Source organism: Nocardia sp. NPDC057272 (assembly GCF_042668615.1).
GTDB lineage: Bacteria > Actinomycetota > Actinomycetes > Mycobacteriales > Mycobacteriaceae > Nocardia.
Genome location: NZ_JBHUYK010000017.1, coordinates 52391 through 74310 on the forward strand (window position 1 = coordinate 52391; position 21920 = coordinate 74310).

Sequence of the window (21920 nt, forward strand, 5' to 3'; positions counted from 1 at the left end):
AACGCAGGTGACGCATTTTCGAGACTAGCTCCGGCTACTCGAACACGCTGAGGGAATTCGGGCTTGCCGCGCCGGTAACTTGCGGAATGCTGGGTGAACGACGGGAGCACCGATCGGCACAACGCCGACGGCCCGGCGGAGCGACCGTTCACAGATCGTTCCACCGGGCCGTCGTGCGGGCCGCGCGTATCAGTCGCGCGTCAGCTTGCGGTGCGTAACACGGTGCGGGCGAGCGGCTTCGGCGCCCAGACGCTCGATCTTGTTCGCCTCGTACGCCTCGAAGTTGCCCTCGAACCAGTACCACTTGGCGTCATTGTCGTTGTCGCCCTCCCACGCCAGGATGTGGGTGCAGGTGCGATCGAGGAACCACCGGTCGTGGGAGATCACGACGGCGCAGCCGGGGAACTGATCGAGCGCGTTCTCGAGCGAACTGAGGGTTTCGACGTCGAGGTCGTTGGTCGGTTCGTCGAGCAGGATCAGGTTGCCACCCTCCTTGAGGGTCAGCGCCAGGTTCAGGCGGTTGCGCTCACCACCGGAGAGCACACCCGCCGGCTTCTGCTGATCCGGCCCCTTGAAGCCGAACGCGCTGACGTAGGCGCGCGAGGGCATCTCCTGATTGCCGACCTGGATGAAGTCCAGACCTTCGGAGACGACCTGCCAGACGTTCTTCTTCGGGTCGATGCCTCCGCGGTTCTGGTCGACATAGCTCAGCTTGACCGTCTCGCCGACCTTCACCTCACCGCTGTCGGGTGATTCGAGACCGACGATGGTCTTGAACAACGTCGTCTTACCGACACCGTTGGGTCCGATGACGCCGACGATACCGTTGCGCGGCAACGTGAACGACAGATCCTTGATGAGCTGGCGGTCGCCGAAGCCCTTGTCCAGGTGCGACACGTTGACCACGATGTCACCCAGTCGCGGACCCGCGGGGATCTGAATCTCCTCGAAGTCCAACTTGCGGTGCTTCTCGGCCTCGGCCGCCATCTCCTCGTAGCGACCCAGTCGAGCCTTGTTCTTGGCCTGGCGGGCCTTGGCGCCGGACCGCACCCAGGCCAGCTCGTCCTTGAGGCGCTTCTGCAGCTTCTGGTCCTTCTTGCCCTGGACCTCGAGACGCTGTGCCTTCTTCTCCAGGTAGGTGGAGTAGTTGCCCTCGTAGGGGTAGGCACGCCCACGGTCGAGCTCGAGGATCCACTCGGCGACATTGTCGAGGAAGTACCGGTCGTGGGTGACGGCCAGCACGGCGCCGGGGTAATCGGCGAGGTGCTTCTCGAGCCAGAGCACACTCTCGGCGTCGAGGTGGTTGGTCGGTTCGTCGAGCAGCAGCAGATCGGGCTTGCTCAGCAGCAACTTGCACAGCGCGACGCGGCGGCGCTCACCACCGGAGAGGTTGGTGACCGGCGCGTCCGGCGGCGGGCAGCGCAGCGCGTCCATGGCCTGCTCGAGCTGGGAGTCGACATCCCAGGCGTCGGCGTGGTCGAGGAACTCCTGGAGCTTGCCCATTTCGTCCATGAGCTCGTCGGAGTACTCGGTGGCCATCAGTTCAGCGATCTCGTTGAACCGATCCAGCTTGACCTTGACCTCGCCGAGGCCCTCCTCCACGTTGCCGCGGACGGTCTTCTCCTCGTTGAGCGGCGGCTCCTGCTGCAGGATGCCGACCGTGGCGCCCGCGCCGAGGAACGCCTCACCGTTGTTGGGCCGGTCCAGTCCCGCCATGATCTTCAGCACGCTGGATTTACCCGCGCCGTTGGGACCCACCACACCGATCTTGGCGCCGGGAAGGAAGTTCAAGTACACGTCGTCGAGGATGACTTTGTCGCCGTGCGCTTTGCGAACCTTGATCATCTGATAAATGAACTCAGCCATACGCGGAAGCCTATCGGTGGGAGAAACGGGGACGGGATACGGAAGGGTCGAGTGCCGCGGAAACGACCCTCATGCGTCGACCTGCTCGGCACCGTTGGTGCTCGACACCACGTCCGGCGATCGCGCGGGGACAGGATCCGCCACGGTCGTACAGGCTACGGCAACGGCTTCGGTGGACGCATACCCGGTGGCAGCGTCGTCGGCCTTCGGTAGGGCAGCGCCGCGGGAGTCGGAAATATTCCGCACCGTCGCATGCGGCAGTGATCGCAGGCCCTCGGACCGGCGGACAACGCTCGCGTGGCAGCGCGCCAGATCGGGCCCGACCGCCACCGCGCGCATCTCCAGATCCCGCCGCTCGGTTCCGTCCTTGCCGCGGTACTCGTGCGAGCGGAGTTGCCCGTAGGCGATCACCGGGTCGCCGCGGTGCAACGATCGATCCACCCCTGCCACCAGCCTGCGCCAGCACGAGACCGTGAGATACAACGTGCCGTTGTCGGTCCACTCCCCCGTTTTGACGTCGAATCGCCGCGAATTACTCGCCATCCGGAAGGTGAGCATCTGCTCACCGTTGCTGAGATCGCGCCGCATCGGATGGGTGATGACGGTCCCGATCACCGTCGCGTGTGCCTCGTACATCGTGCTCGCCCCCCGCTCGAATCCACCGTTATCGCTCTGACCACCCAAGAATGACCTGGCGAACGGGGGTGTGGGAGGCGCGCAGTGAATCTGTGGATGAACCGGGCAGTTGTGGACAACGCCGGTGTCAGAGCACGGGAAGCTCGGTGTTCGCTCCGCACAGCACCACGATCGGCCGTACACCGGGCTCCGGCGTGTACACACCGCTCTGCACAGCGGCCAGCGCGGCGGCACCTTCGAGCTCGACCACCACGCGGAACTCCCGCCAGAGGTATTCGCGGGCGGCGGCGACCGCGTCGTCGGCCACCGCGACCGCGGGCATCTGGTGCCGCTGGGCGATGTCGAAGGCGATATCGCCGACCCTGGTCGCGCACAGCAGCTCGGTGGCGCACGAAGCCACATCGATATCGACCGGCGCGCCCGCCGCGAGTGCCGCCGAGAGCACCGGTATGTGCTCGGATTCGATGCCGACGATCTCCCTGCGCTTGCCCAGTGCGGCCCCGAGGCCCGCGATCAGCCCGCCGCCGCCGACCGCGGCCAGCACCGGCGGCCTGCCGCGCACCTGTTCTTCCAGCTCGAGCCCGATGACGCCGGCACCCGCCACCACGGCGGGCATGTCGTAGGCATGCAGATGGTCGGCCCCGCGCTCGGCGGCCAGGGTGAGCGCCCGGCGTTGCGCCTCGGCGTACGTCGTTCCGTGCCACAGCACTTCGGCGCCGTGCGCCCACATCGCGGCCACCTTGGTGTGCGGCGCGGATTCCGGCACGACGACCGTGCATTCCTTGCCGAGCTGTGCCGCGGCCAGCGCCACCGCGATGCCCGCGTTGCCCGCCGAGGCGACAACCACATGGTCGGTGCCGCTGTCGGCCGACAACAGCGCGTTGAGCGCGCCACGCACCGTGAATGTGCCGCCGTGCTGCAGGAATTCCATTTTCAGCGACACCGGCACCGGCCCGTTCGGCCCGTCCACACTCGTGTGGAACACCGGTGTCTTGCGTACCCGCCCGGCCAGCCGCCGCCGCGCCGCCCGCACATCGGTGCGCAGCACCCGCACCGGTTCGGCCCGCTCGGTCGATTCGCTCGACGGCACACCGAATCCGCTCACCGGCGGACCTCGCCGTCACGCCGCGCCAGCTCGGCGTACATCGCGTTGTAGGCGGTCAGGTCGGCGTCGTTGTCGCGATCGGCGGCCCGGTCGGTGCGCTTGGCCAGCTTGGTGTCACTGCGTGACCACTGGATCAGCAGGGCGAGCATCACCACCACCAGCGGCACCTCACCGCTGGCCCAGGCGAAACTGCCGCCGTTGCGCTGGTCGGCGAGCAGGTCGATGTTCCAGCCGAGGTCGAGGGTGCGATAGAACCAGTCGCCCAGCACGGTGGTCATGCTCATCAGCGCGATGCCGAAGAACGCGTGGAAGGGCAGCGTGCCGAACACCATCGCGAGCTTGGTCAGCGGCGCGACCTCGCGCGGCTTGGGATCGATGCCGATCACCACCCAGTAGAACAGGTAGCCGCTGAGCAGGAAGTGCGTGTTCATCATCAGGTGGGCGGCGTGCGAGTCGACATAGGTGTCGAAGATTCCGCCCAGATACAGCGCGTAGAACCCGGCGACGAAGATCAGCGACGCCACCACGGGCTGGGTGAGGAACCGCGAGACCGGGTTGTGCACGGCCGCCAGAATCCACTCGCGTGGCCCCGGCACACCACCGCGGCCCGCGGGCGGGAGCGCGCGCAATGCCAGGGTCACCGCGCCGCCGAGGGCGAGCAGGATCGGCGCCAGCATCGACAACGCCATGTGCGCGCCCATGTGCACGCTGAACATCGCCGGCGCGTAGCGCCCGACCCCCGACGACGTGGCCAGCAACAGCACCAGGCAGCCACTGCACCAGGCGATGGTCCGCCCGACCGGCCAGGCATCGCCGCGCTTGCGCAGCCGGTGGACGCCGAGCAGATAGAGCGCGGCGAGCACGATCGCCAGGGTTCCGAAGATCAGGTCGAAGCGCCAGTCGAACAGCAGGCGGCTCACGGTCGGCGGGCCCGCGAGGGTGTAGCCCAGCTCCACTTCGACCGGCGTCGGCACCGAGGTCGGTGGCGGTGGCGGGGTGCGGCCGAGGCCGACTGCCAGGCCGATGGTCGCCGCGAAGATCAGCATCTCCACGCCGGCGAAACGGATGAGCGCGCCGCGGTCGCGGGAATCGGCGGCCAGCGCGGGCAGTGCGGCCCGGCGCTGCAGGTAGCCGATGGCGCCCAGCACCAGCAGCGCGGCCGCTTTCGCGAGCACCAGCCTGCCGTACGTGGTGGTGAACAGGTCCGAAACGGGCACCCGCACCCAGGCATTGACGACGCCGCTGAGGCCGATCACCACGATCGAGACGGTCGCGGCCACCGAGAACCGGCGGGCGGCGACATCGGTGTTCGCGCCGCCACGCATCGCGTGCGCCAGCACCGCGATCAGCCCGCCCACCCAGACCGAGGCCGACACCATGTGCAGGATCAGGGAGTTGGTCGCCACGTCGTGGGAGCCACCGGAGGACGAGTGCCCGGTCAGCGCCAGCGGCATCATGGTCACCAACGCGCCTGCCAGCAGCACCGGCGTCCAGCCCCAGCGCAACGCGCACCGGCAGCCGATCGCCACGATCAGCGCGAACAACACCGTTGTCCGCCAGGCGCCCGCTACCTCGACCTGCGTGATCACCGGCCACAGCACTTCGGGTCGCCAGATGGCACTCACCGGCTGACCGGTCGTATCCGACACGGTCAACGGCACCAACAGCGCCGCGCTCGCGGCCCACACCAGCGCGGCGTCGGAGGCTCGGCGCACCGCCCGATAACCGCCGACCTCGAGCAGACCGCCGTCGCGCGGGGGCAGCAGGAACGCCGCGAACATCAGGGAGCCGACGGTCATCGCGGCGGCCAGATCGGCCACCGCGCGCAACGCGGGCAATCCATATGTTGTCAACGCCCCCGGATCGGGTATACCGAGCAAACTGAGCGCGTGCGCCGCCGACAACCCGACCACCATGGCCGCGACAACCGCGGCGATACACCCGGCCACGACGCTGAGTACACCGAACGGCGCCGCCGGACCCATATCCGCCGGCGGTCCGCCGTCGACGGCGGGTCCAGCGGTGGGGTCCTGCGATAACGACATGACAACGAGGGTAGTTCGACGTGCCCGGCGACGCCCCGAGGGGGCGCTCACCCGAGCCTGCGCTCGACGATCCGGTCGGTCGCTATACTTTTCGAGCTGGACAGCGTGGCCGACTTCGGCCAAGGTTGATGCGACTGCCTCCGTAGCTCAGTTGGATAGAGCAAGGGCCTTCTAATCCCTAGGTCGCAGGTTCGATTCCTGCCGGGGGCGCAACGCGGCCCTGACCTGCACGAACATTAGGTCAGGGCCGCCACGGGTTCCGAGTGCGACGTCTACCAGCCAGGGACTTTCGCATCGGCGGGGACGACGTCACGGAAGCGTCCAGAACACCCGCGTCACCAAGTAGAAGAAGATCGCGGCGAGTGTCAGGAAACCCACCGAGCAGGCGAGACCGGCCAGGTCGGTCCGAGGGTCGGGGCGTGGGCTCGATCGCATCCAGAATCCCAGCGCGCGGGTGACGACCGGCATCACCACCCAGGTCAGCAGGCTGACCGACAGAATGTTCCCGACCAGCAGGCTGATCCACAGCTGCGCGCCCGGCCAGATCTCGGCGATGATCACGGTGAGGATCACGACCGTCGGATACAGCCCTACCAGGACCGACAGGGCCGTCTTCCACGACGCCGGACCGCCGTCCTCGCCGGTCTGGCTCGGCGGAAACCACGACCCGTAGGGGTTGGCGATTCGGTGGACCTCGAAATCCCGGAAGTCCGGCGCTTCCTCGAGCAGGGCCTTGCGCTGGGGCGATTCGAGCCAGTGGTCGAGATGCTCGGCCGAAGCGAAGGAATAGATGATCGTCCAGTCACTCTGGACACCGGGGATCGGCCGGTGCAGCCCGGATCCGCGAAAGCCTCGAAAAGTCCGTTCGACCTCGGTCATCCGGTCCTGCCACGCGATGAATTCCGTCTCGCGTCCGGCCGCCACGGGGTGCGAGACGACGACAGTCGCTACCTCCTCGTCCCGCTCGTCGACCAGCACATGCTGCGTCGACGGCCGCTCGAAGAGCCCGGTTCCGCGCGCGAGAAGCTCTTCCCGGGTATCACTGGCGAGCCAATGCTTGAGGTTGACGATGTCGTCGAACCGATACACGACAGACCAGTCGGACCGAGCGTCACCCGGTGGCGTCACGTCGGCGCCGAGGAATCCCGGAAAGGCCGCCGCCGCGTCGTTCACCTCCGCCTGCCACCGCCGGAACTCGTCCTCGCGGCCGGCACGGGGCTGCTGAGTGATGACCACCGTCGCCGCGGCGGGCCTCGGCGACGGAGCCTTCGAGGCCGTCATGTCAGTACGGGTGCTTGTCGGCCTTCTCGGCCCAGGTCTTGTACGCTTCGGCGCCCAGATCCCTGCGGAACTGTTCGATTTTCACGGACCGCTCGGGCAGCGGCCTCGTGAAGTCCTCGTATTGATACGCGTCGTCGAAGCCGATTTCGCTGGTGTCGGCCAGATCGCTCGCGAAATGCACGGCGTCGAGACGTGACCAATAGATTGCGCTCATACACATGGGACAGGGCGCGCCGCTGATGAATATCTCCATCCCCATCAACATTCTCGCGCGTTCCGGAGCCTTGTCGGGAGATCCCTCGGGTCGCGGGACCAATTCCAGCGTCGACTCGTTCTGGTGCTCTTTGGAAATACTCGGAGCCTCGCCGTTGAGTACCTGGGTCGCCTTGCGGATGGTTTCTATTTCGGCGTGTGCGGTGGCATCACCAGTGAGCAGCACCCGATTCTGCCCGCGCGCGACGATCACTCCGTCCTTCGCGATCACGGCGCCGAACGGTCCACCCCAATCGTTGTCGACAGACTCTTTCGCCAGCCTGCATGCCTCTTCCATGAGTTCATCCGGTGTCATAGGTATTGCACCTCGAATTGTGGATCGGACGTACTTGACAGGCACACGGAATATTCTTCCGGCGCCACACCTGACAGCTGTTCGATGCCGTCGCGGCGACGACCGCACACGCAATTCAGCCTCTGCCGCATATCGAATCTACCTCCGGCCCGACCGCTGCGGAACAGCGTGCGCAATGGCGACGCATTTGCCTGGTTTCGGACACCGCTCCGTGTCCTGGAGCAAGGAGCGGCCGACAGCGACCGTGTCGAGCGGTGTTCGCCGACTCACCCTTTTCGGGTGAGCCGCGACCGCTGCCGGTGTGTGACGCTGACTGTCGTCCACACCTTCGCCCTGGTCGCAGAAGTGAGGCCCTGATGCCCGGGAACACTGGCTCATGAGTTCGAGCGGCCCGTCGAAAGCAGTGGCCGCCGGATCCGGTCTGGTGCTGCTCGTACTGGCGTCCGGCCAGTTCCTGATGACGCTGGACAGCTCGGTGATGAACGTGTCGATGGCCGACGTCGCCGAGGACCTGGACACCCCCATCACCGGCATCCAGACGGCGATCACGCTGTACACGCTCGTCATGGCGACATTGATGATCACCGGCGGCAAGGTGGGCACCGTCATCGGCCGGCGTCGAGCGTTCGCGTTCGGGCTCGTCATCTACGGCGTGGGTTCGCTCACCACCGCGGCGGCGCCGAACCTGCTCGTGTTGCTGATCGGCTGGTCGCTGCTGGAAGGCATCGGTGCCGCGTTGATCATGCCCGCGATCGTCGCCCTGGTCGCGGGCAACTTCGCGCCCGAACGCCGCAGCTACGCCTACGGTCTGGTCGCGTCAGCCGGTGCGATGGCCGTCGCCGCGGGCCCGCTGATCGGCGGTGCGGTGACGACGTTCGCGTCGTGGCGCTATGTGTTCGCCGGCGAGGCGGTTCTGGTCGTGGTCATCCTTGTCGCGCTACGGCGGATCGACGACGTCGCGCCGGCGAAGGTCCGGATCGACCTGCTCGGTTCTGTGCTCTCGGTGCTCAGCCTCGGCATGATCGTCTACGGCGTCCTGCGTTCGAGTGAGTGGGGTTGGGTCCAACCCAAACCGGGCGGCACCGCGCTCGGCGGGCTCTCGCCGGTCGTCTGGCTGTTGCTGGGCGGACTGCTGCTGCTGTATGTGTTCGCGCGCTGGCAGAACCATCTCGCCGAGACCGGTGGCGAACCGCTGGTCGACCCGGCGCTGTTCCGCAATCGCCAGCTCACCGGCGGCCTCACGATGTTTCTCGGCCAGTTCACCGTGCAAGCCGGGGTGTTCTTCACCGTCCCGCTGTTCTTGACGGTGGTCCTCGAGCTCGACGCTCTGCAGACCGGGTTGCGCCTGGTTCCGCTCTCGGTGGCATTGCTGCTGGCCGCGGCCGGAATACCGAAGATCTGGCCGCGGGCCGACCCGCGCCGCGTCGTGCGCGCCGGGATGACCGCCATGATCGTCGGCATCCTCTTCCTCGTGGCAGGCATGGATCCCGGCGCCAACGCGAGCGTGGTCGCCGTCCCCATGGTGTTGATGGGGCTGGGATTGGGAGCCTTGGCCTCTCAGCTCGGCGCGGTCACCGTGTCGGCCGTGCCGGACTCGCAGAGCGCCGAGGTCGGCGGGCTGCAGAACACGGCCTCCAATCTCGGTGCGTCCCTGGGAACGGCGTTGGTCGGCTCGGTACTCATCGCGACACTGAGCACCTCGGTCATCGCGGGGATCAACGACCACCCCGATGTGGCGCCCGCGGTGAAACAACAGGCCTCCACCGAATTGGCCGCAGGTGTCCCCTTCCTGTCCGACACCCAGCTGCGGGAGGTGTTGGGCGAGAACGCAGTCCCCGAGCAGCGGGCAGCCGAGATCCTCGACCTCAACGAGGCGGCGCGCCTGGACGCTCTGCGCGTCGCGTTCTTCGTCACCGCGCTGCTCGCCATCGCGGCGCTGTTCGGCACCGGGCGGATACCCCGGCGCCCGCAGGGCGAATCCGATCCAGCGAACTGACCGAAGCACAACTCTCGTCCGCACAACCCACTGTCCGGCATTCACGAACAAGGAGAATCCGATGAAGATCAGAAACAGCGTCTGCGGGATCGCATCGATCGCGGTGGTTCTGTTGATGACCGCGGCGTGTAGCTCCGATAACGACTCTTCCGCACCGGCAACCACCTCGGCCACCTCGACCACCCAGGCCGACACCATGCGCAGCAGCGTCGCCGCGACCGCGTCGTCGATGATGAGCACGGTCCGCGATACCGCGGAGCAAGCGGTGCAGGACGCGATCAACACGGTCTTGGCTGCCGCACCGATCACCTTCGACGCGGGTAGTTCCGATCTCAGCGCGGCCGCCGTCGCGACGCTCAAAGCGGTAGCCGTCCCGTTGCAGGGCAACGACACCGAGATCCAGATCACGACCTACGCCGAGGATTCGAATATCGCCTCGGCCAAATCCCTGGCCGAGGCGCGCGGTGACAACATCGCGGCCGCGCTCGAGGGCGACGGCGTCGACAAGTCGCGCATCACGGTGAAGTCCGACGCGAATCCCTCCGACCCGGAGATCGACGCCAACGAGGCCGCGATCACGGTGGTCGACGAATAGCGGGCTGCCGCCGACCTCTCAGACACCGCCGTGACCTGCACTGATACCGGTCACGGCGGTGCGATGCCGGGGTGGTGGCCCGGGCCGGGTAATCTTTCGCCCCATGTGGATCATCCTTGCCATCTCCGTGGTCAGCTCGGTCGCCATCGCGATCTTGTTCGCGACGGGCTTCCCCAAGGACTGAGCATGTGCCGATAGCCCTGTGCGCGGCGGGCGTCGGCGATCCGTGCCGTTCTCGTCCTGATTCGTGGCGATCGGCCTAGAGTTGACTGATTGTGCGGGGCAATGTGGCGGGGGATGGTGGGCTTGCCTTCGCGGTGCGGCGACGTCGCAAGCCTGGGGCTTTCCGGGTGTATTGGACGCTGGCGCGGGCGGGATTCAAGCGGCAGGCCCAATACAAGCTGGCGATGTTCGCCGGGCTGTTCACCAACTGTGTGTTCGGGTTCGTTCGTGCGGCGGTGATGGTCGCGGCGGTGCGTGCCGCCGGTGATTTCGGCGGGTACGACGAGGGCACCATCGGGGCCTATGTGTGGTTGTCGCAGGCGTTGCTGGGCGCCACTCAGTTCATGGGACCGCAGATCGACCTGGTCGACCGGATCAAGTCCGGTGACGTCGCGATCGACTTTTTGCGTCCGATCGACGTGCAACTCGGCTACCTGGCCACCGACATGGGCCGCGCCGGCTGCACGATCCTGCCGCGCGGTGTCCCGAGCATCGTCATCGGCGCCGCCACCTTCGGTTTGTCGATGCCGAGTACGCCGGTGGCCTATCTGCTCGGCCTGATCAGTGTGCTGCTCGCGGTGGCCCTGTCGTTTCTGTGCCTGTTCGCGGTGGCGCTGATCGGGTTCTGGGTGGTCGAGATCCGCGGCATCCGGGTGCTGTACCAGATCGTCGGAACGTTCCTGGCCGGGCTTTTCGTCCCGGTACACATGTTCCCCGACTGGTTGCGTGTCGTCGCCATGTCTACGCCGTTTCCCTCCATCCTGCAGGCCCCGATCGATACGCTGTCAGGGCGGGCCGCCGGGTCGGATGCCTTGATCATCGTTGCGATACAAGGCTTCTGGGTGTTGGTGATCGGACTGCTCGGCAGGGTGTTGCTGCGGGCGGGACAACGCAGGCTGGAGGTACAGGGTGGCTGAACCGGATTCCGCGCGCGTTGTTGCCGGGACCTGGTTCACTCCCTATCTCGCAGTATTGCGTTCGCGTGTGAAAGCACAGCAGGTGTACCGCCTTTCGTTCGCCACCGAGGTGTTCAGCGCCTTCCTGATCGGGCTGGTGGAGTTCGCCGAGGTGTGGGTCATCTTCCACAACGTGAAGACCCTCGGCGGCCTCGATGTGGATGCGGCGCTGCTGCTGTTCGGGCTGTCCAACACCTCGTTCGCGCTGGCCCAGGTCGCGGTCGGGCATCTGGATTCCCTGCCCTCGATGATCCGGATGGGCACCCTCGACGCGTATCACCTTCGCCCACAACCGTTGCTGTTGCAGCTGGTGACCAGTGACATCTCGTTACGCAGACTCGCGCGGGCCGCGGTCGCGGTGATCGTGCTCGGGATCGGGCTGTGGCGCAACGATATCGATTGGGGCATCGCCCCGGTTACCTTGATCGTGATCACCCTGATCAGTGGAATCGCGCTGTTCTGTGGCCTTTTCGTATGCGCGGCCGGACTACAGTTCTTCTTGATCGACGGTGCCGAGCTCACCAACAGCTTCACCTACGGCGGTTCGTTCGCCGCGATGCAGCCGGCCTCGGTGTTCCCGACACCGCTGAAACTGTTGTTCGGGTTCGCGATTCCCGTCGCGTTCACGGCATACGTGCCGACGATCGCCCTGCTCGGTCTGCCGGGCCCACCACTGTTGCCCGCGTGGTCGGCGTGGCTGACGCCACTCGCCGCCGCGTGGGTGTGGCTGCTCGCATCGGCGGCATGGCGGATCGGTACGAGGCACTATCAGGGAGGAGGGGGATAACGATGGACGAGCACGAGCACCAGGATCCGATCATCGACATCGATGACCTCACCCGGCAATTCACCGTGTACCGCAAGAACGGCAGCCGCTGGCGCCGACATCGCGACACCATCACCGCCGTCGACCGGATGAGTTTCCGGATCGAACGCGGCTCGGCGGTCGGCTATATCGGCGCCAACGGCGCGGGCAAGTCGACGACCATCAAGATGCTCACCGGCATCCTGGTGCCGACCACCGGAACCGTGCGTACCTGCGGCCTCGAGCCGGTGCGTCAGCGTAAGGAACTCGCCTCGCGCATCGGCGTCGTGTTCGGGCAGCGTTCGCAGCTGTGGTGGGACCTGCCGCTGCACGAATCGTTCGCGATCCTGGCCGCGATCCATCGCCTCGATCCCGATATCGCCGACAAGCGGACCCACGAACTGGTGGAACAGCTGGAAATGGCCGACACCCTCGACACCCCTGTCCGCCAGCTCTCGCTCGGTCAGCGCATGCGCGCGGAAGTTGCGGCCGCACTGTTGCATTCGCCCGAGCTGGTGATTCTGGACGAACCGACGATCGGCCTCGATGTGCTGTCCAAACAACGATTACGGGAGTTCCTGCGCGCCGAACGGATCGAGCGCGGCACCACGCTGCTGCTCACCACCCACGATATGGGCGATATCGAACGACTCTGTGATCGGGTGCTCGTCGTCGATTACGGCAGGCTGGTGTACGACGGTTCACTGGCCGGGCTCGGCGCCACCGTCGGCGCACGCCGGGTACTGGTGGTCGACTTGTCCGCTCCCACACCGGATCTCGATGATCTGCCGTGTGGGGCACAGTTGCTCTCCAGTGAGGCGGGCGGCATGCGCCAGCGTCTGGCGTTCGACGCCGAGAAGACCACTGCCGCGGCTTTACTGGCGGCGGTGTCGGACCGGGCGCAGGTGCGCGATCTGTCGATCGAGGAACCCGATATCGAGGACGTGGTCCGCCGGATCTACGAGTCGACCCGCTGAATTCAGCTCGGTCCGTCCGGGTTTCCCGAGTACATGCTCACCTCGCCGCCCTCCCCCAGGAAGGCGTTGACCAGCATGATCCGCTGCGCGCGCAGTTCCTCGTCGTCCGGGGCGCCGGTGGTGATCGAAATCTGCGGGATGGCAGCCCAGTTCACGACGTAGCGCTCGGGGGGCCCGTCGTCGTCGGACAGGCGCGCGAGCCGGAACACCGACACCGCACGGCGTTCCATGAGGCCGCGCACGACATCGGCGATGCGCTCTGGGTCCTCCAGAGCGAACAGGAACCCGAAGGTCAGCTCGGGCGATGAGACGTAAGCGGGCACAATTATCGAGGTTAGTGCATTCGGCCCCGAAATGATTGCCGGAAATGTGCCACCGCGGTTACCCGGGAGTGCTCGCGGGGAGACCCGGCCGTAATGGTCGATAACAATTTCCGCCGACCACCGGGTTTGTACACCATACTATTGCGCGTCGGCGCCGAATCGCGCTTTCCTGAAAGGGTCCCGATTTCCCCCGGGCCGTCTTCTCCACCCGCAGCGTCGCGGACTCTTGTCGACGTCCGGGCGGGGCTACGCCGGTGCCGGGGAGTGCACCCCACACCCGTCCTCCTCGGCTCTGGCGTATCCATGCACAACAGCGTTATCAGGGGGCGTGCCCATGCCGATCTATCACGGCCACCGTTCGGATGCCGCACAGCTGCCGACTCCTTCAGCGCTGTTGCGGGCCTTTCTGGAAACCGACCACCCCGACCCGACACCGCACCGGGTTCTCGACGCCGCCCGCGGGCTCGCGAGCTGCCACGATCGCCGGCGCAGAGTGCTGGAGCAGGCACGCGACCCCGCCGCGTCGAGCAGCACCGGCGCGGCGTGCGCGCGCCTGGTCGACGATATCGACAACGACCGCGGCGCGCTGATCGCCCGCATCGACGACTGGGTCGCCGCCCATGTGGAACACCGCGACGGCGCCTCGCTGCACACCGAGACCCTCGGCGCGGTGATCGACCGGATGGCGGCGAAATGGATCGCCGCCCAGCAGGCCATCGCAGGACCGGCCCCAACGACAACGACACCACGGCAGCGGGAGGCTCGCACCCATCTGCAGTGGTGTCGTCTTGCCGAATTGACCGACGGCTACCGGGATCTGATCACCGATGTCACCGAACACCGCAGGCGGTTGCCGGTGTGGTGAATCGTCAGGCCTTGTCGCCCGGTTCGGCGAACACGGGCGCCGGATCGAGATCGCCCTCGGCCGCGGCGTCGAGATCGACCGGGTCGGTCTCGACGTCGCGCGCCTTCGCGAACTCCGCCTCGGCCCGGTCCTGCGCCGCATCGCGACGAGCGGCAGCCGCGGCTTCTCGCATCTCGATCGCGTCGGTGACGAACTCACCGATCTCCCGAGCGACCTCGGCGACCGTTCCGGTGATCAGAGTCGCGATCTTGCCGACTCGCTGGGCACCGGAGGACGTCAGTTCCTGGACCAGATCCTTATTGCTTTCGAATTTGCCGACCATTTACACGCCCACTTCGGTTGCCTTCCGATTACGCATAACGATAACACCGGGCTTGGGCGCCCGATTCACGAAACGATCGGGCAGCGCGAGCTGGAAGATCTTGGCCCAGACCGAACCGATCTGCTTGGAGAAGCGACCGGTGTTGTAGGGCAGGCCGTACTTCTCGGCCAGCGCCTTCACCTCGGGCGCGATCTCCGGGTACCGGTTCGCCGGGATATCGGGGAACAGGTGGTGCTCGATCTGGTGCGACAGGTTGCCCGACATGATGTGGAACAGCCGCGAGCCGTTGATGTTGGCCGAGCCGAGCATCTGGCGTACGTACCACTCACCGCGGGTCTCGACCTCGGTCTCCTCCTTGGAGAACGTCTGCACACCCGAGGGGAAATGACCGCAGAAGATAATCGAGTAGGTCCACACGTTGCGCACCAGGTTGGCCGCCACGTTGCCCGCCAGGGTCGACAGGAACAGCGGGCCGGTGAGCGCCGGGAACATCACGTAGTCCTTGAGGACCTGCTTACCCGCCTTCTTACCCTGGCCCTTGAGCAGCGGCTTGATGTCGGACCACTTGCGCTTGCCCTTGATGATGTTGTCGGCTTCGAGGTCGTGCAGCATCACGCCCCACTCGAAGAACGTCATCAGCAGGAAGGCGTAGAGCGGGTTGCCCAGGTAGTAGGGGTTCCACTTCTGCGCCTCGTCGATCCGCAGGATGCCGTAACCGATGTCGCGGTCCATGTCGACGATGTTGGTGTAGGTGTGGTGCATGTAGTTGTGCGAGTGCTTCCACTGGTCGGCCGGGCAGACCGTGTCCCAGTCGAATTCGCGGGAGTTGATGCCGCGCTCACGCATCCAGTCGTACTGGCCGTGCATGACGTTGTGGCCGATCTCCATGTTGTCGAGGATCTTCGACACACCGAGTGCGGCGACGCCGGCCAGCCAGAACGGCGGCAGGAAGCCCAGGTACATCAGGCCGCGGCCGGCGATCTCGAAGCCGCGCTGGGTCTTGATGATGTTGTAGATGTAGTCGCGGTCGCGTTCGCCGAGATCGTCGACGACGCGGGCGCGGATCGCGTCGAGCGCGGCGCCGAGTTCTTCGACCTGATCCGGGCTCAGGATGACCGGACCGTCTTTGCCTTCGGTGAGGATCGTCATGGCTGTATCTCCCCTTGTTGGTTCTGGGTATCGGTGGTCTAGAGCGCGATGTCGACGTCGCCGACAGGGGCGTTGATGCAGATCTGGATGGGCTTGTCGGGGTCGGCGTCGAGCTCGCCGGTACGGACGTTGCGGGTGCAGCCGGAGACCTTGGTCGCGGTGCAGGAGAAGCAGATCCCCATGCGGCAGCCGTATTCCGGGGTCAGGCCGGATGCTTCGGCCTGCTCGAGCAGCGTTGCTCCGGTGTTGTCGGCGGCAACGTCGCTGCCGGAGAAGGTGACGGTGCCGGTGGCCTCGGACGGATCGGTCGGGACCGTGGTGAGCGTGAACTCCTCACTGAGCACCCGGTCTTCGAGACCCTCGGCTTCGAAGATCGTCTTGACCGCCCGCATCAGCGGCGGCGGCCCGCACACGAAGGTCTGTGCATCGGCGTACCAGGGTGCGACCCGCTCGAGCTCCTCGTAGTCGAAGAAACCACTGCCGGTGGAGGTTTCACCGTCGATCACCGTGCCCGGCTCGACCGGGTAGCGGTACTCGATACGGAAGTTGGCGCGACGCTGCGCGATCGAGGACAGCTCGGCCCGATGCGGCACCATCTCGGGCTGACGCGCGTAGTGCAGGAAGGTGACCTGCCCGGTGTAACCCTCGGCGTCGAGGGTCCGCAACATCGACAGTACCGGCGTGATGCCGCTGCCGCCGCTGACCAGCAGCACCTTGTCGGGCCGCTGCTGCGGTAGGTGGAACACACCGGAGGCGGGCGCCAGGTCGACGACCATGCCGGGCTTGGCATTGGCGTGCAGGTAGTTCGACACCAGCCCGCCCGGGTGCGCCTTGACGGTGAGCTGCAGGTAGCGCTCGCCCCGGCTCTCGGGGTCGATCGGCGAGTAGCAGCGGGTGTGGCGCACGCCGTTGATCGAGACGCCGATCTGCACGTACTGACCAGCGGCATGGCCGCGCCACTGCCGCGAGGCGCGCAGGGTGAGGGTCACCGAGCCCGGCACCGCGTGCGAGACATGGGTGACTTCGGCGCGCAGCTCCCGGGCGGTGAGCCCGGGGTTGACGAGTTCCAGGTACCGGTCCAGCGGGTGCGGCGTCGTCAACGTCTGCACCAGGTCGATCAGTCCCACCATGTCGCGTTGCCCCTTTGAGAAGTCCTTCGACGTACGCTCCATATTTCAGTGCACGTCTGTACACTCACCAGTGTGCCCGATGACCCCGGGCCACTGTCAACCGGCAATAATGTGAGGCGGACAACATCATGACAAAGGCCGCTATGGTGAACGGATGTATGCTCACCGATGTGACTGAGCAGGCAGGAACCCGCAATGAGCGCAAAGCGCATACCCGGGCAGCCCTCCTCGACGGCACCCTGGCCTTGGCCTCGGAGCGCGGATTCGCGGCATTGAGCCTGCGTGAGATCGCCCGTTCGGCCGGCATCGTGCCGACCGCCTTCTACCGCCACTTCGCCTCGCTCGACGACCTCGGCGCGACCATCGTCGACGAGGGCGTCACCGCGCTGCGGCTGGCATTGCGCGAGGTCAGGCGGAAACCGGACGCACATCTGGCCGATACGGTCCGCTTCGTCTTCGAGCAGGTTCGCGCCAAACGCGCCCTGTTCGGCTTCCTCATTCGCGAGCGTCACGGCGGGCCTGCTCCGCTGCGTCAGGCGATCGCGATGGAGATGCAGCTGATCGTGCGCGAGATCGTCGCCGATCTGTCGCGCCTGCGTGCACTGGATTCGTGGAGCACCACCGAGCTGGAGATCGCCGCGGATCTACTGGTCACCACCGTGACCGACGGTATCGCTGCGTTCGTCGCGTCCACCCCCCGTGAGGAATCGGCGATCGTGGAGCGCACCGTGATGCAGATGCGCCTGATCGCGTTGGGCATCGCGGGCTGGGTACCCAAAAACGCAGACTGAACTCAGAGTACGGGCGTACACACAATTCGACGCCGCCCCACCGGTGAGGTGTCACATATCGGCGGATACCGCGCGCGACGGCGCACGCACCGGGAGCAGCACCAGCAGACCCACCGCCAGCACGACCAGAAGTCCGGCGATGCCGGCACGGTCGCTGTGGAAGATCGAGACGAACACTCCGAACAGGGCGGGCGCCAGGAACGACACCGCCCGCCCGGTCGTGGTGTACAGGCCGAACAGCTGACCCTCTCGTCCCGGCGGTGCGAGTCGGGCCAGGAACGACCGGGCCGAGGCCTGCGCGGGGCCGACGAACACTGTGAGCGCGAGCCCGAAGATCCAGAACATCGTCGAGCCCGACACCATCAGCAGCGCGAGGCCGCACCCGAGCATCCCGACCAGTGACGCCACGATCACCCGTTTGGGCCCGATCCGGTCGTCGAACCGCCCGGCCACGACCGCGGCCGCCCCCGCGACGACGTTCGCGGCGATCCCGAACAGCAGCACATCGTCGTCGGCGAACCCGTACACCGTCACCGCGAGCACCCCGCCGAAGGTGAACACGCCTGCCAGACCGTCCCGGAACACCGCGCTGGCCAGCAGGAAGTACACCGTGTGCCGATCCTGACCCCACAGCTCCCGCACGTCCCGGGCGAGCACCCGGTAGGAACCGAGGAAGCCGACCTTCGCGGCGCCGGGGTCGGCACCGGTGCGCGGCATCTCGGGGACCGCGAACAGCACCGGCAGCGCGAAGACGGTGAACCACACCGCCGCGAGCACGATGACGAGCCGGACATTGAGGCCCTGATCGGTGGGCATCGCGAGCAGGCCGCGGGTGTCACCGTCCCCGGCGAGGAACCCCGCGTAGCAGATCAGCAGCAGCACGATGCCACCGAAATAGCCCATCGCCCAGCCGAATCCGGAGACCCTCCCGACCGTGGCCGGTGTCGACACCTGCCGCATCATCGCGTTGTAGGGGACGCCGGCGAGTTCGAAGGTGGCCGAGGCGAACGCGAGCAGTGCCAGGCCGAGCCAGAGGTCGTGATAGTCGTCCCGGACGAAGAACATCAGCGACATCGCGCCGATCGTCAGCGCCGTCAGGGTCGCCAAGGCCCGTTTACGGGAACCGACCGCGTCGAAGTACTGCCCGCAGACCGGTGCCGTCAGCGCGACGATCAGTCCCGCCCCCGCCAGCGCCCAGCCCAGCCACGCACTGGCCGGTGTCGTCCCCGGCAGATCCTCGCCCACTTTGTCGGTGAGATACACCGAGAAGACGAAGGTCAGCGTCACGGCCTGGAACGCCGACGATCCCCAATCCCAGAGTCCCCACGCCAGCACCTGCCCGCGTCCGGCCGCCTCGCCGACGGTTTCGGCCGCGTTCACCTCGGTCATACGCCGAAGAGTAACGGCGAACCGGCACCCACGCCGTCTATTACATCCGCGCCGTCAGTTCATATGAACCTGGTTGCATAGTACCCAGTGTTGCGGATACTCTCGTGCCATGGCACTGGAGCACGCGCTACTGGTCTCGCTCACCGAGCGGGCCGGGTCGGGGTATGAGCTCGCTCGCCGATTCGACAAGTCGATCGGCTACTTCTGGAGTGCCACCCACCAGCAGATCTACCGGGTGCTCAAGCGGATGGAGTCCTCCGGCTGGGTCACCGTCGAATCGGTGAACCAGCAGGGCAAACCCGACAAGAAGGTGTACTCGGTGGCTCCGGCCGGTCAGGCCGAGATCGCCCGCTGGCTCGCCGAGCCCACCGACGCCACCCCGGCCCGCGACGAACTGGGCGTGAAGATCCGCGCCGCCGCGTACGGCGACATCGATGCCGTCTGCGCCGAGGTGGAGCGCCATCGCGGCCAGCACGCCCAGCGCCTCGACGAGTACCGCCTCAGCGAAAAGAAATTCTTCCCGGTGCCGGACCAGCTCTCCGGCACCGCTCTGCACCAGTATCTGGTGCTTCGCGCGGGCATCCGCGCGGAGTCCGGCTACCTCGAATGGTGCGACGAAGTACTGCAGGCCCTGCGACCGCGAAAAGGTGACGACCGCCCATGACTGCCTATCCCCATCTGTTCGAGCCCCTCGACCTCGGCCACACCACACTGCGCAACCGCGTGGTCATGGGCTCCATGCACACCGGCCTGGAGGACCGCGCCTGGGACACCAACAAGCTGGCCGCCTACTTCGCCGAGCGGGCCCGCGGCGGTGTCGGCCTGATCATCACCGGCGGCTACGCCCCCAACCGCACCGGCTGGTTGCTGCCGCTCGGCGGCAAGCTCACCAACAAGACCGAGGCGTACCGGCATCGCACGATCACCAAGGCGGTGCACGCCGAGGGCGGCAAGATCGCCATCCAGATCCTGCACGCGGGGCGCTATTCCTACATGCCGACCAGCGTTTCGGCGTCGGCGATCAAGTCCGCGATCAACCCGTTCAAGCCTCGGGCGCTGTCGTCGAAGGGCGTCGAGAGCACGATCGACGATTACGCGCGCTGCGCGGGCCTGGCCAAGTTCGCCGGGTACGACGGCTGCGAGATCATGGGCGGTGAGGGCTATTTCCTCAACCAGTTCCTCGCACCGCGGGTGAACAAGCGCACCGACAAGTGGGGTGGCACCCCGGAGAACCGGCGTCGGCTGCCCGTCGAGATCGCCCGTCGCATCCGCGCCGAGGTCGGCCCCGATTTCATCATCGTGTTCCGGTTGTCGATGGCCGAGCTCGTGGAGAAGGGCCAGACGTTCGACGAGATCGTCGCTCTGGCACAGGAATTGGAGGCCGTCGGCGTCGACATCCTCAACACCGATATCGGCTGGCACGAGGCGCGGGTGCCCACCATCGTCACCTCGGTGCCGCGCGCGGCGTTCGTGGAGTTCACCGCGAAGATCGCGCGCAAGGTGAACATCCCGGTCTGCGCCTCGAACCGGATCAATATGCCCGAGGTCGCCGAGGAGATCCTGACCCGCGGCGACGCGGCGCTGATCTCCATGGCCCGTCCGCTGCTGGCCGACGCCGAATGGGCCAACAAGGCCGAGCAGAATCGGGCCGACGAGATCAACACCTGCATCGCCTGCAACCAGGCCTGCCTCGACCACGCCTTCGGCAACAAGAAGGTGTCGTGCCTGGTCAACCCGCGTGCGGGCAGCGAGACCACGTTGAACTTGCTGCCGACTCGGCGCGCCAAGCGAGTCGCCGTCGTCGGCGCGGGTCCGGCCGGGCTGTCGGCTGCGGTGAGTCTGGCCGAGCGCGGCCACCACGTCGACCTGTTCGAATCCGACGACAAGATCGGCGGCCAGTTCGACATCGCACGCCGCATCCCCGGCAAGGAGGAGTTCGACGAGTCGATCCGCTACTTCCGCCGCAAGATCGACGTCACCGGCGTCACCCTGCATCTCGAGAAGCGGGTCACGGCCGAGGAATTGATCGCGGGCAAGTACGACTCGGTGATCCTGGCGACCGGTGTGCGTCCGCGCATCCCCAACATCCCCGGTATCGATCACCCGATGGTGCTCTCCTACGCCGAACTGGTGAAGGAGGAGAAGCCGGTCGGCAAGAAGGTCGCGGTGATCGGCGCGGGCGGTATCGGCTACGACGTGAGCGAATACCTCACCGTCGAAGGACATCCCACGCTCAAGCTCGACGAGTGGAAAGAGGAGTGGGGCGTCGATTCCGAGAACGAGCAGGCCCCCGGCCAGCTCAAGGAGCCCAAGCCCTCCCCCGCGGCGCGAGACGTGGTGCTGTTGCAGCGCAAGTCGACCCCGTTCGGCAAGGACCTCGGCAAGACCTCCGGGTGGGTGCACCGCGCGGCCCTCAAGGCCAAGGGCGTCGAGCAGGTCGGCGGCGTGAACTACGACCGCATCGACGACGCGGGCCTGCACATCAGCTTCGGCGAGAAGCACGAGAACCCGCGCGTGATCGAGGTCGACAACGTGATCGTCTGCGCCGGACAGGAATCCGTGCGCGAACTCGAAGAGCCGCTGCGCGCCGCGGGTGTCGACCTGCACCTCATCGGCGGTGCCGACCTGGCCGCCGAACTGGATGCCAAGCGCGCGATCAACCAGGGCACCCGCCTGGCCGCTGTGTTGTAGGAGCGCTGGCGCGCTCGAGCGCGGCCCCTGAGGGCCGCGAGTTAGCCACCGTTGCTGGCGGCTGTGCCGCGGACGCAACGGCGGCTAACTCGCGGCCGGGCCGCTACGCCGCTGCGCAGCGGACCCTCCTCGAGGTCGGGTCGTGCGGGGCTGGGAGTGCGGTCATGGCGGACCATGGGTGTCGTCGGGGGGTGGCCGGGGTGAGTGT

General features: G+C 66.7%; 20 protein-coding genes and 1 tRNA gene. 10 read left to right on the forward strand and 11 right to left on the reverse strand.

Going from position 1 to position 21920, the window contains the following annotated elements; translation table 11 throughout:
- Nucleotides 1-189 precede the first annotated feature (189 nt).
- The 4 genes from ettA to ACFULV_RS22145 form a co-directional block, all read right to left on the reverse strand.
- A complete protein-coding gene (ettA, locus tag ACFULV_RS22130; RefSeq protein WP_378629915.1) occupies nt 190-1866 on the reverse strand; it encodes an energy-dependent translational throttle protein EttA in 1677 nt (558 codons plus the stop codon).
- A gap of 69 nt (nt 1867-1935) precedes the next feature.
- Nucleotides 1936-2502 (reverse strand): single-stranded DNA-binding protein, encoded by a 567-nt coding sequence (locus ACFULV_RS22135; RefSeq protein ID WP_378659500.1) that lies wholly within the window; start codon nt 2500-2502, stop codon nt 1936-1938.
- A gap of 127 nt (nt 2503-2629) precedes the next feature.
- Nucleotides 2630-3607, reverse strand: a complete 978-nt coding sequence (locus ACFULV_RS22140; protein WP_378659503.1) for a serine/threonine dehydratase — start codon at nt 3605-3607, stop codon at nt 2630-2632.
- Nucleotides 3604-5592, reverse strand: a complete 1989-nt coding sequence (locus tag ACFULV_RS22145; RefSeq protein WP_378659703.1) for a cytochrome c oxidase assembly protein — start codon at nt 5590-5592, stop codon at nt 3604-3606. Before ACFULV_RS22145 ends, ACFULV_RS22140 begins: the two co-directional genes overlap by 4 nt.
- A gap of 196 nt (nt 5593-5788) precedes the next feature.
- Between ACFULV_RS22145 and ACFULV_RS22150 the strand changes: the two genes are divergently transcribed.
- Nucleotides 5789-5862, forward strand: a tRNA-Arg gene (locus tag ACFULV_RS22150).
- 99 nt (nt 5863-5961) lie between these two features.
- On the opposite strand, the gene ACFULV_RS22155 is transcribed toward ACFULV_RS22150, so the two are convergent.
- Nucleotides 5962-6933 (reverse strand): antibiotic biosynthesis monooxygenase, encoded by a 972-nt coding sequence (locus tag ACFULV_RS22155; protein ID WP_378659505.1) that lies wholly within the window; start codon nt 6931-6933, stop codon nt 5962-5964.
- A gap of 1 nt (nt 6934) precedes the next feature.
- Nucleotides 6935-7501: a nucleoside deaminase gene (locus tag ACFULV_RS22160; RefSeq protein ID WP_378659508.1), complete on the reverse strand. Its 567-nt coding sequence runs from the start codon at nt 7499-7501 to the stop codon at nt 6935-6937.
- A 376-nt stretch (nt 7502-7877) separates the two neighbouring features.
- Here ACFULV_RS22160 and ACFULV_RS22165 point away from each other — a divergent pair, with 376 nt between their 5' ends.
- The 5 genes from ACFULV_RS22165 (at nt 7878) to ACFULV_RS22185 (ending at nt 13052) form a co-directional block, all read left to right on the forward strand.
- Nucleotides 7878-9497: an MFS transporter gene (locus tag ACFULV_RS22165; protein ID WP_378659511.1), complete on the forward strand. Its 1620-nt coding sequence runs from the start codon at nt 7878-7880 to the stop codon at nt 9495-9497.
- Nucleotides 9498-9558: 61 nt separating this feature from the next.
- Nucleotides 9559-10092 carry an OmpA family protein gene (locus tag ACFULV_RS22170; RefSeq protein ID WP_378659513.1) on the forward strand — a complete coding sequence of 178 codons (534 nt, stop codon included), beginning with the start codon at nt 9559-9561 and terminating at the stop codon, nt 10090-10092.
- Between the two features lie 275 nt (nt 10093-10367).
- The gene (locus tag ACFULV_RS22175) at nt 10368-11231 is read left to right on the forward strand and encodes an ABC transporter permease (protein WP_378659516.1); all 864 of its coding nucleotides are present in this window, start codon (nt 10368-10370) and stop codon (nt 11229-11231) included.
- Complete coding sequence (locus ACFULV_RS22180) at nt 11224-12057, forward strand: ABC-2 family transporter protein (RefSeq protein ID WP_266298325.1); 834 nt, start codon at nt 11224-11226, stop codon at nt 12055-12057. The genes ACFULV_RS22175 and ACFULV_RS22180 overlap by 8 nt, the downstream gene beginning before the upstream one ends.
- Nucleotides 12058-12059: 2 nt before the next feature.
- On the forward strand, nt 12060-13052 hold the full coding sequence (locus ACFULV_RS22185) for an ATP-binding cassette domain-containing protein (protein WP_378659519.1): 993 nt from the start codon (nt 12060-12062) through the stop codon (nt 13050-13052).
- A gap of 2 nt (nt 13053-13054) precedes the next feature.
- Here ACFULV_RS22185 and ACFULV_RS22190 read toward each other — a convergent pair whose 3' ends face one another.
- Nucleotides 13055-13375 (reverse strand): hypothetical protein, encoded by a 321-nt coding sequence (locus ACFULV_RS22190; protein ID WP_378629895.1) that lies wholly within the window; start codon nt 13373-13375, stop codon nt 13055-13057.
- 334 nt (nt 13376-13709) lie between these two features.
- On the opposite strand from ACFULV_RS22190, the gene ACFULV_RS22195 reads away from it, so the two are divergent.
- The gene (locus ACFULV_RS22195) at nt 13710-14240 is read left to right on the forward strand and encodes a DUF4254 domain-containing protein (protein ID WP_378659522.1); all 531 of its coding nucleotides are present in this window, start codon (nt 13710-13712) and stop codon (nt 14238-14240) included.
- Nucleotides 14241-14244: 4 nt separating this feature from the next.
- Here the strand turns inward: ACFULV_RS22195 and ACFULV_RS22200 are convergent, their stop codons facing one another.
- The 3 genes from ACFULV_RS22200 to ACFULV_RS22210 are packed head-to-tail and all read right to left on the reverse strand — an operon-like array spanning nt 14245 to nt 16841.
- Nucleotides 14245-14562, reverse strand: a complete 318-nt coding sequence (locus tag ACFULV_RS22200; RefSeq protein WP_378629891.1) for a hypothetical protein — start codon at nt 14560-14562, stop codon at nt 14245-14247.
- Nucleotides 14563-15711: a fatty acid desaturase family protein gene (locus ACFULV_RS22205; protein WP_378629890.1), complete on the reverse strand. Its 1149-nt coding sequence runs from the start codon at nt 15709-15711 to the stop codon at nt 14563-14565.
- Nucleotides 15712-15749: 38 nt separating this feature from the next.
- Nucleotides 15750-16841: a ferredoxin reductase gene (locus ACFULV_RS22210; protein WP_056821577.1), complete on the reverse strand. Its 1092-nt coding sequence runs from the start codon at nt 16839-16841 to the stop codon at nt 15750-15752.
- A 143-nt stretch (nt 16842-16984) separates the two neighbouring features.
- Between ACFULV_RS22210 and ACFULV_RS22215 the strand changes: the two genes are divergently transcribed.
- A complete protein-coding gene (locus ACFULV_RS22215; RefSeq protein ID WP_378630033.1) occupies nt 16985-17632 on the forward strand; it encodes a TetR family transcriptional regulator in 648 nt (215 codons plus the stop codon).
- A 51-nt stretch (nt 17633-17683) separates the two neighbouring features.
- On the opposite strand, the gene ACFULV_RS22220 is transcribed toward ACFULV_RS22215, so the two are convergent.
- Nucleotides 17684-19021: an MFS transporter gene (locus tag ACFULV_RS22220; RefSeq protein WP_378659526.1), complete on the reverse strand. Its 1338-nt coding sequence runs from the start codon at nt 19019-19021 to the stop codon at nt 17684-17686.
- Between the two features lie 109 nt (nt 19022-19130).
- On the opposite strand from ACFULV_RS22220, the gene ACFULV_RS22225 reads away from it, so the two are divergent.
- Together ACFULV_RS22225 and ACFULV_RS22230 are read left to right on the forward strand one after the other, a co-directional pair.
- Nucleotides 19131-19685 (forward strand): PadR family transcriptional regulator, encoded by a 555-nt coding sequence (locus tag ACFULV_RS22225; protein WP_378629883.1) that lies wholly within the window; start codon nt 19131-19133, stop codon nt 19683-19685.
- Nucleotides 19682-21712: an FAD-dependent oxidoreductase gene (locus ACFULV_RS22230; protein ID WP_378659529.1), complete on the forward strand. Its 2031-nt coding sequence runs from the start codon at nt 19682-19684 to the stop codon at nt 21710-21712. The genes ACFULV_RS22225 and ACFULV_RS22230 overlap by 4 nt, the downstream gene beginning before the upstream one ends.
- Nucleotides 21713-21920: the final 208 nt, after the last annotated feature.

Coding starts and splice junctions, on each gene's coding strand:
- ACFULV_RS22230 (WP_378659529.1), top strand. CDS start 19,682: ATGACTGCCTATCCCCATCTGTTCGAGCCCCTCGACCTCGGCCACACC.
- ACFULV_RS22205 (WP_378629890.1), bottom strand. CDS start 15,711: ATGACGATCCTCACCGAAGGCAAAGACGGTCCGGTCATCCTGAGCCCG.
- ACFULV_RS22200 (WP_378629891.1), bottom strand. CDS start 14,562: ATGGTCGGCAAATTCGAAAGCAATAAGGATCTGGTCCAGGAACTGACG.
- ACFULV_RS22195 (WP_378659522.1), top strand. CDS start 13,710: ATGCCGATCTATCACGGCCACCGTTCGGATGCCGCACAGCTGCCGACT.
- ACFULV_RS22165 (WP_378659511.1), top strand. CDS start 7,878: ATGAGTTCGAGCGGCCCGTCGAAAGCAGTGGCCGCCGGATCCGGTCTG.
- ACFULV_RS22220 (WP_378659526.1), bottom strand. CDS start 19,021: ATGACCGAGGTGAACGCGGCCGAAACCGTCGGCGAGGCGGCCGGACGC.
- ettA (WP_378629915.1), bottom strand. CDS start 1,866: ATGGCTGAGTTCATTTATCAGATGATCAAGGTTCGCAAAGCGCACGGC.
- ACFULV_RS22170 (WP_378659513.1), top strand. CDS start 9,559: ATGAAGATCAGAAACAGCGTCTGCGGGATCGCATCGATCGCGGTGGTT.
- ACFULV_RS22135 (WP_378659500.1), bottom strand. CDS start 2,502: ATGTACGAGGCACACGCGACGGTGATCGGGACCGTCATCACCCATCCG.
- ACFULV_RS22185 (WP_378659519.1), top strand. CDS start 12,060: ATGGACGAGCACGAGCACCAGGATCCGATCATCGACATCGATGACCTC.
- ACFULV_RS22210 (WP_056821577.1), bottom strand. CDS start 16,841: ATGGTGGGACTGATCGACCTGGTGCAGACGTTGACGACGCCGCACCCG.
- ACFULV_RS22155 (WP_378659505.1), bottom strand. CDS start 6,933: ATGACGGCCTCGAAGGCTCCGTCGCCGAGGCCCGCCGCGGCGACGGTG.
- ACFULV_RS22225 (WP_378629883.1), top strand. CDS start 19,131: ATGGCACTGGAGCACGCGCTACTGGTCTCGCTCACCGAGCGGGCCGGG.
- ACFULV_RS22215 (WP_378630033.1), top strand. CDS start 16,985: ATGGTGAACGGATGTATGCTCACCGATGTGACTGAGCAGGCAGGAACC.
- ACFULV_RS22160 (WP_378659508.1), bottom strand. CDS start 7,501: ATGACACCGGATGAACTCATGGAAGAGGCATGCAGGCTGGCGAAAGAG.
- ACFULV_RS22145 (WP_378659703.1), bottom strand. CDS start 5,592: ATGGGTCCGGCGGCGCCGTTCGGTGTACTCAGCGTCGTGGCCGGGTGT.